At 39.4% G+C, this 15,493-nt stretch carries 16 protein-coding genes; 8 read left to right on the top strand and 8 right to left on the bottom strand.

Annotation, left to right across the window (positions count from 1 at the left end):
* Positions 1–76 precede the first annotated feature (76 nt).
* From H5116_RS00455 to H5116_RS00440, 4 genes are read left to right on the top strand one after another with little or no spacing between them, the layout of a single operon-like run.
* Entirely contained in the window at positions 77–1,441 is a 1,365-nt protein-coding gene (locus H5116_RS00455) for a COG3014 family protein (RefSeq protein WP_182693202.1), read from the top strand.
* An 8-nt stretch (positions 1,442–1,449) separates the two neighbouring features.
* Positions 1,450–1,875 (top strand): YcfL family protein, encoded by a 426-nt coding sequence (locus H5116_RS00450; protein ID WP_002959678.1) that lies wholly within the window; start codon positions 1,450–1,452, stop codon positions 1,873–1,875.
* An 11-nt stretch (positions 1,876–1,886) separates the two neighbouring features.
* The gene (lpoB, locus tag H5116_RS00445) at positions 1,887–2,507 is read left to right on the top strand and encodes a penicillin-binding protein activator LpoB (protein ID WP_007375407.1); all 621 of its coding nucleotides are present in this window, start codon (positions 1,887–1,889) and stop codon (positions 2,505–2,507) included.
* A gap of 55 nt (positions 2,508–2,562) precedes the next feature.
* Positions 2,563–3,030 (top strand): glycine zipper 2TM domain-containing protein, encoded by a 468-nt coding sequence (locus H5116_RS00440; protein ID WP_002959676.1) that lies wholly within the window; start codon positions 2,563–2,565, stop codon positions 3,028–3,030.
* A gap of 66 nt (positions 3,031–3,096) precedes the next feature.
* Here the strand turns inward: H5116_RS00440 and H5116_RS00435 are convergent, their stop codons facing one another.
* Both H5116_RS00435 and H5116_RS00430 read right to left on the bottom strand, forming a co-directional pair.
* A complete protein-coding gene (locus H5116_RS00435) occupies positions 3,097–4,314 on the bottom strand; it encodes a pyridoxal phosphate-dependent aminotransferase (RefSeq protein WP_024597609.1) in 1,218 nt (405 codons plus the stop codon).
* 367 nt (positions 4,315–4,681) lie between these two features.
* Complete coding sequence (locus tag H5116_RS00430; protein ID WP_002959674.1) at positions 4,682–5,026, bottom strand: Hpt domain-containing protein; 345 nt, start codon at positions 5,024–5,026, stop codon at positions 4,682–4,684.
* Between the two features lie 137 nt (positions 5,027–5,163).
* Between H5116_RS00430 and H5116_RS00425 the strand changes: the two genes are divergently transcribed.
* Both H5116_RS00425 and H5116_RS00420 read left to right on the top strand, forming a co-directional pair.
* A complete protein-coding gene (locus H5116_RS00425) occupies positions 5,164–5,760 on the top strand; it encodes a tRNA-uridine aminocarboxypropyltransferase (protein WP_182715319.1) in 597 nt (198 codons plus the stop codon).
* 24 nt (positions 5,761–5,784) lie between these two features.
* Positions 5,785–6,570 (top strand): CLCA_X family protein, encoded by a 786-nt coding sequence (locus H5116_RS00420; protein ID WP_182715383.1) that lies wholly within the window; start codon positions 5,785–5,787, stop codon positions 6,568–6,570.
* A 16-nt stretch (positions 6,571–6,586) separates the two neighbouring features.
* Here H5116_RS00420 and dcd read toward each other — a convergent pair whose 3' ends face one another.
* Positions 6,587–7,171 carry a dCTP deaminase gene (gene dcd, locus H5116_RS00415; RefSeq protein ID WP_002959670.1) on the bottom strand — a complete coding sequence of 195 codons (585 nt, stop codon included), beginning with the start codon at positions 7,169–7,171 and terminating at the stop codon, positions 6,587–6,589.
* A gap of 6 nt (positions 7,172–7,177) precedes the next feature.
* Positions 7,178–8,254 (bottom strand): iron-sulfur cluster carrier protein ApbC, encoded by a 1,077-nt coding sequence (gene apbC / locus H5116_RS00410; RefSeq protein ID WP_182715318.1) that lies wholly within the window; start codon positions 8,252–8,254, stop codon positions 7,178–7,180.
* A gap of 187 nt (positions 8,255–8,441) precedes the next feature.
* On the opposite strand from apbC, the gene metG reads away from it, so the two are divergent.
* Entirely contained in the window at positions 8,442–10,463 is a 2,022-nt protein-coding gene (gene metG, locus H5116_RS00405; RefSeq protein WP_024597613.1) for a methionine--tRNA ligase, read from the top strand.
* Positions 10,464–10,609: 146 nt separating this feature from the next.
* Here the strand turns inward: metG and lepB are convergent, their stop codons facing one another.
* On the bottom strand, positions 10,610–11,260 hold the full coding sequence (lepB, locus tag H5116_RS00400) for a signal peptidase I (protein WP_024597614.1): 651 nt from the start codon (positions 11,258–11,260) through the stop codon (positions 10,610–10,612).
* A 184-nt stretch (positions 11,261–11,444) separates the two neighbouring features.
* On the opposite strand from lepB, the gene H5116_RS00395 reads away from it, so the two are divergent.
* Entirely contained in the window at positions 11,445–11,945 is a 501-nt protein-coding gene (locus tag H5116_RS00395) for a fasciclin domain-containing protein (protein ID WP_182715317.1), read from the top strand.
* Positions 11,946–12,026: 81 nt separating this feature from the next.
* Here H5116_RS00395 and H5116_RS00390 read toward each other — a convergent pair whose 3' ends face one another.
* The 3 genes from H5116_RS00390 to aceK all read right to left on the bottom strand — a co-directional run bounded on the left by H5116_RS00390 (position 12,027) and on the right by aceK (position 15,140).
* On the bottom strand, positions 12,027–12,278 hold the full coding sequence (locus H5116_RS00390; protein ID WP_182715316.1) for a DUF2999 family protein: 252 nt from the start codon (positions 12,276–12,278) through the stop codon (positions 12,027–12,029).
* Positions 12,279–12,340: 62 nt separating this feature from the next.
* Entirely contained in the window at positions 12,341–13,303 is a 963-nt protein-coding gene (locus H5116_RS00385; protein WP_024595341.1) for a zinc-binding dehydrogenase, read from the bottom strand.
* 64 nt (positions 13,304–13,367) lie between these two features.
* Positions 13,368–15,140: a bifunctional isocitrate dehydrogenase kinase/phosphatase gene (gene aceK / locus H5116_RS00380; RefSeq protein WP_182715315.1), complete on the bottom strand. Its 1,773-nt coding sequence runs from the start codon at positions 15,138–15,140 to the stop codon at positions 13,368–13,370.
* Positions 15,141–15,493: the final 353 nt, after the last annotated feature.

Here is a 15,493-nt window from a genome sequence, read left to right as displayed (position 1 = left end):
GATTTTTTACAATATTTCACACATTTAGCTAAAAATAGTATGTTAATGTATACAGGTAAATTAAGAGGAGTGCTCAGTGCGCCGCAGTATAATTTTAAGCTTTTGTTTTATTTTAAGTGGGTGTAGCACAATGGGTTTTAATGACCTATTTAATGACTATGCCACACAAATGACACCAATAAGAAATGCGATCGAGAAAAACAACATCGAAGAAGCGCAATCCCTTATTGCTAATAATAGCACCCTGCACAGCAGCTACTTACTCAACCAACTTGAGCAAGCTCGTTTAAACGACTTAGCAAATACACCAGATGATGCACAAAGTAAATTTGAGAACGTGTATACGCAAATGCAAAAAAAGCGTGAAGCCGCCAAAATACAAGTTAGTGCGGGCCTTGAACAAAGTAACGCTTTATTTACCAACGACTCAGCAATAACTTATGTGCCACCCGCTTACGAAATGAGCATGCTTCATAGTTATAAAGCACTTAACTACGTGTATAAAAATGATGTTGAAGGCGCATTGGTCGAAATTCGCCGAGCTAATAAAGTACAAGTTGATGCGCTTAGCGAGAATGAAGCAGAAGTAGACTCAACCGTTAAAGAAGCTCAGCAACACTACCCAAGCATGAGCAATGTAACCAGAAACATAAAAAATGGCTTTCAAAATGCCTACACATTTTACTTATCTGCTTTGCTTTACCAAAGTGCTAAACAATACGACGACGCCTATATCGATTATAAAAAAGCATTGGCTATACAACCTAACAATATTTATTTACAGCAAGATGTGATGCGCCTTGCTAAAAAACAAGGGTTTGACCAAGATCTAAATGAATTTAAAAAACGCTTTGGCGATACGCCCACTATTTCTTCATCACAAGGCGAAGTAATTGTTTTATTTGAACAAGGATTAGTACCAAAACAAGATGAATTTAAACTGCGCTTGCCAATTTATTCATCACGTGGCGATGCACGCTTTTACAGCTTGGCGATGCCGGTATATAAAGATAATGCCTATGTGCGCCGCCTTAACAATATAAATATAGATGCACAAAGCTTGGCGCTTAGCCCACTGGTACACATTGAGGCACTTGCAGCTAAAACTCTAGAAGATCAAATACCTGCAAAAGTCGCTCGCCAAGTACTCAGATTAGTAGCCAAAGAGAAAGTACGGGCAGAACTTGCTCGCAGTGCCGGTGATGTAGGTAACATACTTGCTAATATTTATAATTTGGCGTCTGAGCAAGCTGATACACGCAGCTGGCTTACACTTCCAAATCAAATAAGTGTCGCAAGGCAAAGCCTAAATACAGGTGAGCATTCTCTGCATATAGGCACACAAGCACCCATAAATTTTACCATTAGTAAGCAAGGGTTAACGTTAATTTACTTAACCTCTATTAATAACTACTTTAATTACCACGTAGTTCAACTTTAGGAGCCATCATGAAATACATAGCGCCATTATTAGCAGCCTTAATGCTCAGTGCATGTTCCAGCCAACCGGTTACATCGGGTATTTCTGTTGAACAAAATAAAAACCAGTTTAATGAGCAATTACGTGTAGATAACCCAGAGCTTGGTAAAAAGCTGGCCATTACTGATGTGAAAACACGTCAAACTAACCAATTAACCGATGTGGTAGTGACACTTTCGAGCCAGTATAAAAAATCACAGTATTTACAGTATCAATTTAATTGGTTTGATAAAGACGGCTTTGTTATTAAAGGCAACCACTCACCTTGGCAAGCACTCACCTTATTTGGTTTTGCAAAAACACAATTACCGGGCTTAGCACCGAGCTCTGATGCGGTTACCTTTTCTTTAGCAGTAAGAGAAGTGTCTACCGAATCACAAGAATTTAAAGATTAAAGGAAACAACCATGATCATCAGTAACAAATTTAAAACAGCATCAACTTACGCTTTAGTTGGCCTGAGCGCTTTAGTATTAAGTGGCTGTGCTAATAAAGCCGTAGTAAGTTATGGCGACGCACAAGCAGTAGAAACAACCGATATTAATTTTGGCTCTACCGACTTACAAAAAGTAGCGAGCCAAATGACCGATTCATTACTCAGCTCACCCGTTGTTGGCACAATGACCGCTAATAAACGCCCCGTAGTATTTGTTGAGCGTATTAAAAATAAAACTAGTGAGCACATTGATACTGAATCAATCACCGATTCAATCTCAACGCAAATGCTACGCAGTGGTAAGTTCCGTTTTGTAGATATGACGCGTGTTGAGTCAGTACGTGAGCAATTAACGTTTCAAAACGAAGATGCCCTGGTTAACCCTGCAACAGCCGTTGCATTTGGTAAACAAATTGGCGCGCAATATATGTTATACGGAAATTTATCGAGCATAGTTAAATCAAATGCCGATAAATCAGACGTATACTATAAATTTACGATGCGTTTAATGGATATGGAAAGCGGCCTAGTTGAATGGGCTGACGAAACTGAAATTCGTAAAACTAAAGAAAAATCGACATTTGGTTGGTAGTTACTAAGCCTTTACGGGCTAATAAGCCCATAAAGGCTACCAATAGGAGATTATTATGAAAGCTATAATATTAATAATGTGTGCCCTACTTAGTGTGAGCGCGCCAACTTTTGCTCAATACGAGCGCAATAAAGCAGTCCCTGTGCAGCAAGTTTTATTTGGTGACGTAAAATCGGTACGCAATATTACCGAACAAGAAATCATTCAAGACAAAAACAACGGCTGGAAAACCTTCGGCGGTGCATTACTCGGTGGTGTTGTAGGCAACCAGTTTGGTGGCGGTAGCGGCCGCACAGTAGCAACAATATTAGGCTCGGTAATTGGCGGCAGTGTTGCACACAATAGGCAGCAGCAAAGTCATTATCAGCAAAATCATTTTGTAGAGTTATTAATACAAGTTGAAAACGGCGACCAGTTTATGGTTGTTCAAGATCAAGACCAATCAATGCGCTTTAGCAAAGGCGATAACGTAAGATTAGTGTACTTGAACGACAACACGGTGCGTGTAGATAAAGCGTATTAGCCAATATATTCATGACTAAAGTAAAAAACGAGCCAAATTTGGCTCGTTTTTTTATTTTTTAAATAACTATACTTGACGATAGTCTTTAAAAAAACGCTTCATTTTTAACATCGCATCCGATAAATCATCTTTGCTTGGTAAAAATACCAATCTAAAATGATCCGGCTCGGGCCAATTAAACGCCCTGCCATGTACAAGTAATATTTTTTCGGCTTTTAGCAAATCGTACATCATCTTTTCATCATCTTTAACGTTAAAAAGTGCTGTATCTACTTTGGCAAACGCATAGAGCGCGCCTTTTGGTTTTTTACAACTAATACCTTCAATAGCGTTTAACCCGCGCCATGCAATATCGCGCTGCTCGTATAAGCGCCCACCTGGGTTAATTAAATTATCAATTGATTGCACGCCGCCCAACGCTTGTTGAATTGCATATTGCGCAGGCACATTGGCGCACAAACGCATAGATGAAAGTATTTCAAGGCCTTTGCGTAAATCATCCATTACCGAGGTACGACCGCTTAGAACCATCCACCCCATTCTTAGCCCCGCTGCACGGTAGGTTTTTGCTAAACCATTGAAAGTAATGATTGGTACATCATCACACAGTGAGCCGATTGAAGTATGCGTTATACCATCGTATAAAATCTTTTCGTAAATCTCATCGCTCAATAACAGCAGTTTATGTTCACGCGCTATATCAATTAATTGCATTAGCAAATCGTCACTGTAAACCGCACCTGTCGGATTATTAGGATTAATTAATACCAAAGCTTTAGTTTTAGACGTTATTTTGCTTTTTATATCTGCAATATCCGGAAACCAATCTTGCTCTTCATCACATAAATAATGCACCGGATTACCACCCGATAATGTGACAGAAGCAGTCCAAAGTGGATAATCTGGAGCTGGAATAAGCACTTCATCGCCATTATTTAATAGCGCTTGGGTGATCATCTGAATAAGTTCGCTTACGCCATTACCAATATAGATACTATCTACATCTAAATTATGTAATCCACGTTGTTGGTAGTGCTGATAAATAGCCACGCGGGCTGAATAGAGGCCTTTAGAGTCACAGTAACCTTGGGCTGAATATAAGTTGCGGATAATATCGCGGTGCATATCTTCTGGCATATCAAAACCAAAAGCAGCTGGATTACCTATATTCAATTTTAATACTTTTTGACCTTCGTCTTCCATTTTTTTAGCTTGTGCTAAAACCGGCCCACGAATGTCATAACATACACCTTCTAATTTGTGACTCTTTTTAATATCAGACATTTTTACCTCTTTAGGGCGTATTGACTTTATGGATTAAATTTGTTCAACCTAGGGGCGATTTAATCGCGGCGCGAGATTTGTAACCTAGTGGGCTAAGTAAAAATTGAGTAACAAAGAGAAAATAGCCCCTAGGAAGAACCCTCTGGGCAATGCGTGTTTGGATTTTATGTGTTGTTATCGCCTATTTATGTGGAAAAACCACACTGCATAGGCTCTGCCTAACCTAAAAACCAGACACTCGTTGCAAATTCAATCCCGAAAGATCAACACGCCCTAGTGAGTCTTTAGACTAACCTAGTAAAGGCGTAAAATGCCAGTCAATTTAGGTGCTTAATACTGAAATAAATTCACGTTTCAGCTTCAATAATTAACGAGATGCTAACCATTCATTTAGCTTAGCTTGAGAGCCTGTTACTTGAGCCATTAAGCTATTAGATGCGTCGATAGCTTCAGCTAAGTTATCTAGGTTTAAATTTTGTTCAATAACACGCGATACTTCAGCAAGGCTTGAAGCACCAAACTGCGCCGCATTCGATTTTAAGCTATGGGAGTGGCGAATAGCTGCTTCTTTATCTTTACCAATGGTTGCTAACACTTCTGAGCCTAAACGTTCAAACTCTGAGCAGCAAAAATCAAGTGTATCAGCAAACTGCTCACCCAATAACGATTCCATACTCTCTAATGCTGATGTATCAATATTTATTTCTGTCATATTTTAAGCCCTTAAAACAATCCATGTAAGTTACAGTTTAATAGTACTACTTTATATTGATGCGTAAAAAAAACCAACTTAATTACCTTATAAATGTATAATTGCGAGGATCATACTGGCAACAAAAAGTTTATTAAATGGCACGCACACTTTGTAATCATTGTAACTTTTCACTAAACACCTGTATTTGCAACGCAATTACAAATATAAACAACAAAGTTACGGTTATTATTCTACAGCACCCGAGTGAAGAAAAAATAGCAAAAAATACCGCTAAACTACTCAATTTATGCCTAACTGATTGCCAAATAATCAAAGGCGAAAATAATGATGACTTTTCCATACTAAAAACACTGCCAGTAAGCTCAACTGTTTTACTCTACCCTAACGAACACGCTGTAAATTTAGACGATAACACTGAGCAACCAAATGTAAAAAAAATCACCCATTTAATCGTGGTTGATGGTACATGGAAAAAAGCCTACAAAATTTTGCAGCTCACCACATTACTAAATCAATTTAAAACGGTCAGTTTTAAACAGCTACCTAAAAATCGTTATGCTATTCGTAAAGCCCCTCGGGCCGACAGCCTATCCACACTTGAGGCTGTAGCGCATAGTTTGTTTTTAATAGAGCAGCTAAATCCCGCACCACTTTATAATACGCTTAATGAATTAATACAAAAACAAACCCAACACATGCCCGAGCACGTAAAAGCACGTTACTTAGATTAAATTCGTTACTATATGAAACTTGCAATGCGTAACTACCCTAACAGACTAAAACGTGGCTTTACTCGCCAAGGACCCGACTATCGCTTTGACGACCAAGTCGACTTTAGCGATATAAGAGATACCTTCGGCTTTAGGTCAATGGTCGTTGGTAAATGGGTAACTAAAGAAGAGCGCTACATTAGCGCCAATTTAATTTACGATGCACTGGCCGACCTTGCGCAAATACTGCATTTACCACCTAAAGCAATTGGCCTGCGCGGGAAGCTTAACTTTGCATTTGGCCATGGTGGTCAAAAAGGCGTGCAAGCGCATTATAATGCAGCCTCTCAAACACTTGCTCTTGCAAAAAATGCAGGCGGTGGTGCACTTGCTCACGAATGGTTCCATGCGTTTGACCATCATATAAGCGAGCACTTATTTGCAACAAAACCACGCTTTGGCTTTGCCTCAAAATTGTGGCTTTCAAACACGCCTAATTTATCACATCCACTTAATAATGCTTTGAACAGTTTTTATAAACATGTGTTTTTAGATGAAGATGGTATTGATGCAAATAACTTTGTACAAACGTGTATAGAACACGATAAAGCCCACAATATGAATTATATGAGCATGCCCGAAGAGCTTGCAGCACGGTGTTTTGAAGCCTGTATTGAAGGCCACACATATATAAAAAATAGCTTTTTGGTGGGAGGCTTAAAAAGTAGTAATTTAATATACCCAAATAGTGAGCATATTAATAAAGCAAATGAAGCGCTTAACCAGTATTTTGAGCTACTGGGTTATGCGCTTCATAAAATGGACGAGTAATGCCTATATTTGGTGATTATTTATCGTCACTAATACGACTTGCTACTGCGCTGCTTTGATCTTTATATTTTGCATCTTTACGAATATTGTATGGGTTTTCACACGGGCCCGATAACATTTCAAAGCTCATAGCACCAATTTTCATCAGTGGGCGTAGTGCCAGTGGTAATTTACCTGAGTTGTAAAACTCTAAAACAATATTACCGCTCCAGCCGGGGTCTATTCGGTGCGCGGTTACATGCACCATTAAACCCAAACGCGCAAGCGATGAGCGTCCATCTAACCAACCTACTATATCTGCTGGTAGAGTTACTTTTTCATGGGTAATAGCTAGTGCAAGTTCACCTGGGTGTAAAAAGAATGCTTCACCTTCATCAAGCACTATTTCTTCACTCATGATCGATTCCATGGCCTTATTTAACTGATCTTTTGGACCACTTAAATCGACGTATGCCGCGTTATGCGCATTAAACGTTCTAAATTTATTACCCAAGCGTAAATCGGCCGTTACACCTGAAATCATCTCGCTCGTTGGTGCAGGCTCAATAACTATGCGGCCATCGCTTAAGTATTCTTTAATATGTGTGTCTGAAAGTCTCATTATTTATTAATCTTCCGTAATCACAATTTCAATTGCATTGTGATGCTGTTGATAATAAAGCGTGCTGGCTATTAACCTTGCTGCTGCGCTGTATGTTTTGCTTATTGCGGCATCGTTATCGCTTGCAATAAGTTTACCTTGCTCAGAATACTCGCGTATATCTATTGCAAGTGGAATATGGCTAAGTACAGGCACGCCGTGCTTATGCGCCAGTTTTTGTGCACCGTCTTTACCAAAAACGTGGTTAGCTTCACCACAGTGAGTGCAAATGTAGTGGCTCATATTTTCTATTAAGCCAAGCACCGGTACGTTTACTTTATTAAACATAGCAATGCCTTTTTGCGCATCGGCTAGCGCTAAATCTTGCGGTGTAGTGACAATAACAGTGCCGCTAGCGGGTACTTTTTGGCTCATTGTAAGCTGAATATCACCGGTGCCCGGTGGCATATCAACAATTAAGTAGTCAAGCTCGCCCCAATCGGTTTCGTTAAGTAACTGGCTCAGCGCGCCTGACGCCATTGGCCCGCGCCACACCGTGGCATCATCGCTTGGAACTAAAAAGCCAATTGACTGCGCTTTAATGCCATTTGCATCAAAAGGCTGTAGCTGTTTGTTATCTTTAGTGACGGGCTCTGCGCCCACTAATCCTAAAAGCATTGGGATAGATGGGCCATAAATGTCAGCATCTAAAATACCCACCTTTGCGCCTTCATTTTTAAGCGCGCCTGCCAAGTTAACAGCAGTAGTCGACTTACCTACCCCACCTTTGCCTGAGGCAATAAGTACAATATGTTTAATCGCTTTAAACTTAGCCGCCTCTTTAATGATAACCTTGGCGCTAATTGTTACAGGCACATTTAAGCTTTCACTTACGTGTTGCTCAACTAAAGGCATTTCTGATTGCCCAGCAAATGGCAGAGTTAATTTAATGTGTAGTGATTTATCGTCATTTTGAGTAATAGTATCAATGAAGCTTTCGTCAATACCGACGGCAAAAGCCGCACTACGATATGCCGCTAAGGCAGTTATAATCGGTTGTTTTTGCACCGATTTAGAAGAGAATAGTTTCGACAGTCCAAACATAGCAATTAAATAGCGTTTCTTTGATGAAAAGTGCCACGGAATTATGTAACATTCAGGGCATTAACACCAGTCAATTAATAAAAATCCATAAGCTGTGCGCACTCTAAGCAGATAGCTTGTAGATAAATTAATGATAATTGCCGTTTGTATAATAAAAACGGCGTTTTATCCTCAATTCGGAATGATTATGACGCAGCGAAAGATCCTGATTACCAGCGCATTACCTTATGCAAATGGCCCTACTCACCTAGGTCATTTATTGGAATATATTCAAACTGATATTTGGTCACGTTTTCAAAAACTACAAGGCCACGAAGCTTATTATGTTTGCGCAGACGATGCCCACGGCACGCCAATTATGCTTAATGCGCAAAAGCAAGGGATCACGCCTGAAGAAATGGTAAAACAAGTGAGCATAGAGCGCCAACGCGACTTTGCTGACTTTAATATCAAATTTGATAACTACCACAGCACCCACAGCCAAGAAAACAAAGAATTAAGCGAACTTATTTATAACCGCCTAAACGATGCCGGTCATATTAAAAAGCACACTATTTCGCAATTATTTGATCCAGAAAAAGGTATTTTCTTACCAGACCGCTTTGTAACAGGTACTTGCCCGACGTGTAAGTCTGAAAACCAAAACGGCGATAGCTGTGATTCGTGTGGTGCTACATACAGCCCTACCGAACTTATTAACCCGCGTTCTGTAATGTCAGGTGCTGAGCCTGTACTTAAAGATTCTGAGCATTACTTTTTTGACCTGCCAGCATTTGAAGGCATGCTAAAAGAGTGGTTACACTCGGGAACTATTCAACAAGAAATGGCTAACAAGCTAGACGAATGGTTTACCGATGGCTTGCAACAGTGGGATATTAGCCGTGACGCACCTTATTTTGGTTTTGAAATCCCAAATGCACCAGGCAAATATTTTTACGTTTGGTTAGATGCACCTATTGGTTACATGGCGAGTTTTAAAAACCTATGTGACGAAAAAGGCCTCGACTTTGATGCGTTTTGGGCTGAAGGTTCAGACGCAGAGCTTTATCACTTTATTGGTAAAGACATTATCTACTTCCACAGCTTATTTTGGCCAGCAATGCTAGAAGGCGCTAATTTTAGAAAGCCAACTAACGTATTCGCTCATGGTTTTGTAACTGTGAATGGCGAAAAAATGTCTAAATCAAAGGGTACGTTTATTAAAGCGCGTACTTATTTAGATAACTTAAACCCAGAATACTTACGTTACTACTACGCAGCAAAATTAAGCAGCGGTATTGTTGATCTGGATTTAAACCTAGAAGACTTTGCACAGCGCGTAAATTCAGACCTAGTAGGTAAAGTAGTCAACATAGCGAGCCGTTGTGCTGGCTTTATTACTAAAAAGTTTGATGGCAAGCTAAGCAACACTATTATGCAACCAGAGCTGTTAGCAGAGTTTCAAGCTGCTGCACCGAGCATTACAACACACTACGAGAACCGCGATTACAGCCGCGCAATTCGCGAAATAATGGCGCTTGCCGACAAAGCAAACCAATTTATTGATGGCGCAGCGCCTTGGGTATTAATTAAAGACGAAACTAAGCAACAAGAAGCACACGAAGTGTGTTCTCTTGGTCTTAACTTGTTCCGCGTTTTAATTACTTACTTAAAACCCGTGCTACCAGGAATGGCAGACAACGTACAAGCGTTTTTAAATGACGACCTTGCATGGGACGGCGTTCAAAATGCACTAGTAAGCCACCCTATCAATAAATTTAAACCGTTAATGCAACGTGTTGAAATGGATAAAGTGAACAAAATGGTTGAAGAATCTAAAGAAAGCTTAGCACCAAAAGTAACAATTGACCCTAACAGCCCACTTGCAAAAGAGCCAATTAGCGACGAGATTGAGTTCGATGATTTTGCAAAAGTAGACCTACGCGTAGCTAAAATTGCTAAAGCAGAGCACGTAGAAGGCGCAGATAAACTACTTAAGCTAACACTTGATTTAGGCGGCGAAACTCGCCAAGTGTTTGCGGGTATTAAATCAGCTTACGCACCTGAGGATATCGAAGGCAAGCTAACCGTTATGGTTGCTAACCTTAAGCCTCGTAAAATGCGCTTTGGTATGTCTGAAGGCATGGTATTAGCAGCAGGCCCTGGCGGAAAAGAAATTTATATTCTTAACCCAGATGACGGCTCAGAGCCTGGTATGCGCGTAATGTAATATTACTCATACAATAAAAAAACCGCTGATATGTCAGCGGTTTTTTTATGGGCTAAAGTAATGTTTAGTCGTATATTAAATACCGAACAAGAGCGTAGTGTTCTTACCAAGCTTATATATTTTAACTATAAAATTAATTATCTTATTTAATTGAGCTTTTTCAATACGCGGTCTTTTCTTGGTAAGTAATAGTTATCGTAATCAAGTGAGACTATAACGCGCTCTGCTTTTCCTAATAACTCATTACGCGGAATTAAACCTATTACACGCGAGTCAGCGCTATTGTCGCGGTTATCGCCCATTGCTAAATAATAATCATCAGGAATTGTAATTGCGTCAAAGCCCGATAAACGTGAAGGAATATTTGCCACTCTTATCGAATGCGCTAACCCGTTTAAATCTTCGATTTTATCAAGCGAGTCTATGTTGCTTTGCTGATCTGCATAATTAAGTTTTTTACCATTAATAATGAGCTCATTATTTTCAAGCGCAACGGTGTCTCCTGGCACACCAATTACACGTTTAATTAAACGGTTATCGGCAGCTTGTGAGTCAAAAACAATAATATCACCGGTTTGTGGGTCCGCTAGTTTAAGTAGTTTTATATGCGTAAATGGGACACGAATATCGTAGGCCATTTTATCGGTAAGTATTCTGTCACCTTCTTGAATTGTTGGCTTCATAGAGCCTGTTGGCACTTCGTACCAATCGGCTACAGCGCTTCTAAATACGCTCATTAGTGCAATAAATACGATAAGAGAGCGGTTGTTTTTCCAAAACTTATAAACTAATTTCATGCCTATTCCCTTCAATTGAACAAGTCTTTAATTAAGTAACTGTTTATATGACTTTGCTATTTAGCTGCAGTTCAATCAATGATGTAACAAAACATGTTGACTACTAATTTTAATTGATCGATTAAATTTAGAGCGTCGTAACATTTAACGAAACCAACGGGTATTAACTTAAAGGAAAAATAAAATGTTTAAGAAAATTACTACTGCATTATTGTTTACAACTGCAAGCCTTGGATTTACTACAATGGCTTATGCTGATCATCATGGTATGAAAAAAGACGTTGTTGAAGTAGCCGTTGAAAATGGTTCGTTCACTACTCTTGTTGCTGCTGTTAAAGCCGCAGGTTTAGTTGAAACACTGCAAGGTAAAGGACCCTTTACTATTTTTGCACCAACAGATGCTGCATTTTCTAAATTACCTGAAGGCACTGTAGAAATGTTACTCAAGCCTGAAAACAAAGATAAGCTAACGGCGGTATTAACTTATCACGTAGTGTCTGGAAAAGTGATGGCAGCCGAAGTAATGAAGGTAGATAGTGCGAAAACACTACAAGGCCAATCAGTTATGGTTAAAGCCGACAGCATGGGCGTAATGATAAATGACGCTAAAGTTGTAAAAGCTGATGTAAAAGCAAGCAACGGCGTAATTCATGTTATCGACACCGTACTACTTCCAAAAGAGTAGTCATAAAAGAATAAGCCAACTAAAAAAGCATAAGTAAATACTTATGCTTTTTTATTTATTTTTGTTTCATGACATAACAAATTATTGATTTAGTTTTTCTTTCGCTTCTTTTACTTTTTCAAAATCTAAACCAAGTTCGTCAGTCGCTTCTTTAATAAGATGCGGTTGAGTCATCACGACTGCCATTAGTTGCTGTAGCTTTTCTGGCGGAATACCAAGCTCTTGAACAAGCGCCATTGCCATCATTGGGTTTTGAGTAAACGCTTCAAACAATGCTTTTACTTTTTCGTCGCTTACATTGCGCTCTTTAAGTATTGCTAGTATTGGATTCATTATTAAACCTTAAGTGTTTTTTATAGGGCTTAGTATATGGGCTAAACCCTAAAATTAAAGAGTTACTCTACAAGTAAAACCACTTTTCCTGCGTTTTCATTACGCTCTAAAATAGCATGGGCTTCGTTTGCGTCGCTCCAAGGCAATGTTTTATACAAGTTAAAGTCGTACTTTTTAGTGGCAATATCATTGTAAAAACGCGCTACAAAGTCGTCGCGCACCTGACGTTTAAACTCAATACTACGATTTCTAAGCGTTGAGGCATGAAACGAAATACGCTTTTGTAAAAGCGCCGCAAAATCAACCTCTGCAAAACGTCCATCTAAAAATGCAAGCATCACAATTTGGCAATCCATGGCTGCAATAGCGGCATTTTTATTTAAGTAACTACCCGAAACAGGATCTACAATTGCATTTGCTGTTAACTCATTTGCTTTCATATATTCTACAAAGTCGGTGGTTTTGTAGTTAATTGCATGATCGGCACCGAGTTCTTTTGCGTGTTGGCATTTATCATCCGTACCAGCGGTAATAACTACGGTAGCACCTGCGCTTTTAGCCATTTGAATTGCTGCACCGCCCACACCACTAGCACCTGCATGAATAAGCGCTGTTTGCCCTTTTTGTAATTTACCAAGCTCAAATAACGCGCCAAATGCCGTTAAATACACTTCGCTTATTGCAGCGCCTTCAGCCATTGTTACATCATCGGGTAATTCCATAAGCTGTTTTGCATCAACTGCTACATATTCGCTATAAGCACCACCAGAGCACAATGTAAAAATACGCTTGTTTAGCCAGCTTTTATCTACATCTTTTCCAAGCTCAGTAACTGTACCCGCACATTCTAAACCTAAAATAGGGCTATCTCCCGCAGGGGCCGGGTATTTACCTTGGCGCTGCATACTGTCTGCACGGTTTACACCTATTGCTGCAACTTTAACAAGTACTTCATGGCTCTTTAAAACCGGCTTTTCGGTTTCACTAAATGCAAGGTTGCCATCTTCATGAGAAATATATTTCATTGTTGCTCCAAGTTTAAAAACTGTAATAACATATAGATGGGGATGAACACAGATTCAAACAACCTCAAAAGCGCCAACTTTGTTTATAAGGATAAACATCGGGTAGATAACCATTATGTACTTGTTGCTGACAATCCTGCCAGAACGTCGCTAAAAACAAGTTACTGTGCTCATTATTAAAATAATTAAACGCAATATCGTTGGCACTAAAAAACACCTTAAATTGGCTCGGAAATATATCGTTTTCAGCTATATCAAAATACGAGTTACTACTTAGCTCTTCGAGTGCATTTTGGGTTTGTGGAACGTCTCTAAAGTTGCAATCGGTTAGTGGGCAAATTTCGTCAAAATCGTAAAACACCACTCGCCCCCATCGCGTTACGCCAAAGTTTTTCATTAGCATGTCGCCCGGAAATATATTAGCGCTAGCTAATTCTTTAATTGCTTTACCGTAGTCATGCATCACGCTCTCTAAGGTTTTGTTATCGCATCGGTTAATATATAAATTAAGCGGGGTCATTTTACGCTCAACATAAACGTGCTTTAAAATGAGTGCCTTACCCGATATAACCATACTGCTACCAATTTGGTTTTTCATCTGCTCAAGCAATTCATCACTAAAACGGCTTAAATCAAACGCTAAATATCTAAACTCGTGCGTATCTACCAAACGACCAACCCTATCGGCTTGTTTTACAAAGTTATACTTGTCTATCACTTGTGCTTTGGTGGCTGTTTTTGGCGCACTAAATTTGTCTTTAATTACTTTATAAACGTAATCTAGCCCTTCAATAGTAAATACCAGCATTACCATACCCGGCGTACCTGGCGCTTTAACATACCTGAAGTTGGCTGGGCTATTTTTAGTCGTATCGACCTTATACCGATAAAACTCAGTTTTGGCGTGCTTTATAAAACCAATGGCGTTAAATAACTCAAAGCGTTGTTTGTGTGGCATTAACACACTTAAGTAATCTACATAACGAGCGGGCTTATCGGTATCAACCATAAAATAGGTGCGTGCAAAGCCAAATAATAAACTTAATTGATCGGCGCCCATCATTACAGCATCAAGCTTTAGTCCCTCATCGGTATTTAAAATAGCGATAGCAAAAGGCATATTGTCGCCATTTTTAGCAATGCAGCGCCCAATTAAATAACAGGCTTTGTTTCTAAAAAATAATGAGTTGGCGTATTCAATATAACCGTCGTTTAAATTTATAAGTTCGTACACCTGTTTGCATTGCTGCTTAGCGCCTTGCATTAACGTACTTTGTAATGTGGCTACATCAAGTTCTAAATGACTAAACGGCACTCTAAATACTTGATTAGTGATAAGCGTTTTAACGGCGTTATTAAACCCATTATGTAGCGATACCCTGCTCACTAAGCTTTCATAAGAGCGCGGCTCACTACGATACTTTGCTTTTAATACAAACAAATGCACAGTACGAATTTTTTTATCGTCCCAAATTGCGCCAAACGTTGAATTAAAAAAAGTATGCGCAATAGGTTTGTTTTCGTGATTTTGTACCATATCGCCGTAAATATTTTTAGCTAACTGCCACGTTTGCGGGCAAGTAAGCTCAGCATAAGCAATAACTCTCACGGCTTCACTCACGTTTTTCACTTCGCGCTCATACACTTGTAAACGTTCACGCATAGCACTTTGCACACTATGGTACTGTCGTTGTTCAAAACGGCTTTGTGCACCCAGTGTAATATTTAAAAATTGCGAAAACATCGCCTCAAATCCAGCAAAAACAGATCGTGCAAGCTTACTGGCAATAACGTTTTGCAGCGTATTATTAGATTGATGTGTTAGCCTATTTTGCATAAATACAGCACTTATATTGATGCCAGTTATGGCGGTTATTTTTATTAATTGTTTACACCTTAGCAAGCAGGCTTTAATTTAGATAATTAATAAACCATATAAATAGAATTTATTGGGCGTATTGACCTTTCGAGGTTAATTTTGCAGCCGTGTATTTGGTTTATAAGCAAGGCAAAGTACATGTAGTGTGGTGGCTCCCCATAAATGTACTTTAACGCTGCATAAAGGCCAAATACACACTGCCCATAGGGTTCTTTCTAGGGACGATTAACTCTTTGTTGCTCGATTTTTACTTAGCCCACTAGGTGGCAAACCTCGCGCCGCGATTAAATCGCCCCTAGATTGAACAAATT

This window comes from Pseudoalteromonas sp. SG45-2, assembly GCF_014164115.1.
GTDB classification, from domain to species: Bacteria; Pseudomonadota; Gammaproteobacteria; order Enterobacterales; family Alteromonadaceae; genus Pseudoalteromonas; species Pseudoalteromonas distincta.
The sequence above is the reverse complement of the archived record's forward strand: the minus strand, read 5'-3'. Positions and strand labels throughout refer to the sequence as shown.

Coding starts and splice junctions, on each gene's coding strand:
- H5116_RS00385 (WP_024595341.1), bottom strand. CDS start 13,303: ATGAAATATATTTCTCATGAAGATGGCAACCTTGCATTTAGTGAAACC.
- H5116_RS00390 (WP_182715316.1), bottom strand. CDS start 12,278: ATGAATCCAATACTAGCAATACTTAAAGAGCGCAATGTAAGCGACGAA.
- apbC (WP_182715318.1), bottom strand. CDS start 8,254: ATGTTTGGACTGTCGAAACTATTCTCTTCTAAATCGGTGCAAAAACAA.
- aceK (WP_182715315.1), bottom strand. CDS start 15,140: ATGCAAAATAGGCTAACACATCAATCTAATAATACGCTGCAAAACGTT.
- H5116_RS00395 (WP_182715317.1), top strand. CDS start 11,445: ATGTTTAAGAAAATTACTACTGCATTATTGTTTACAACTGCAAGCCTT.
- H5116_RS00430 (WP_002959674.1), bottom strand. CDS start 5,026: ATGACAGAAATAAATATTGATACATCAGCATTAGAGAGTATGGAATCG.
- H5116_RS00450 (WP_002959678.1), top strand. CDS start 1,450: ATGAAATACATAGCGCCATTATTAGCAGCCTTAATGCTCAGTGCATGT.
- H5116_RS00425 (WP_182715319.1), top strand. CDS start 5,164: ATGGCACGCACACTTTGTAATCATTGTAACTTTTCACTAAACACCTGT.
- metG (WP_024597613.1), top strand. CDS start 8,442: ATGACGCAGCGAAAGATCCTGATTACCAGCGCATTACCTTATGCAAAT.
- lepB (WP_024597614.1), bottom strand. CDS start 11,260: ATGAAATTAGTTTATAAGTTTTGGAAAAACAACCGCTCTCTTATCGTA.
- H5116_RS00435 (WP_024597609.1), bottom strand. CDS start 4,314: ATGTCTGATATTAAAAAGAGTCACAAATTAGAAGGTGTATGTTATGAC.
- dcd (WP_002959670.1), bottom strand. CDS start 7,171: ATGAGACTTTCAGACACACATATTAAAGAATACTTAAGCGATGGCCGC.
- H5116_RS00440 (WP_002959676.1), top strand. CDS start 2,563: ATGAAAGCTATAATATTAATAATGTGTGCCCTACTTAGTGTGAGCGCG.
- lpoB (WP_007375407.1), top strand. CDS start 1,887: ATGATCATCAGTAACAAATTTAAAACAGCATCAACTTACGCTTTAGTT.
- H5116_RS00420 (WP_182715383.1), top strand. CDS start 5,785: ATGCGTAACTACCCTAACAGACTAAAACGTGGCTTTACTCGCCAAGGA.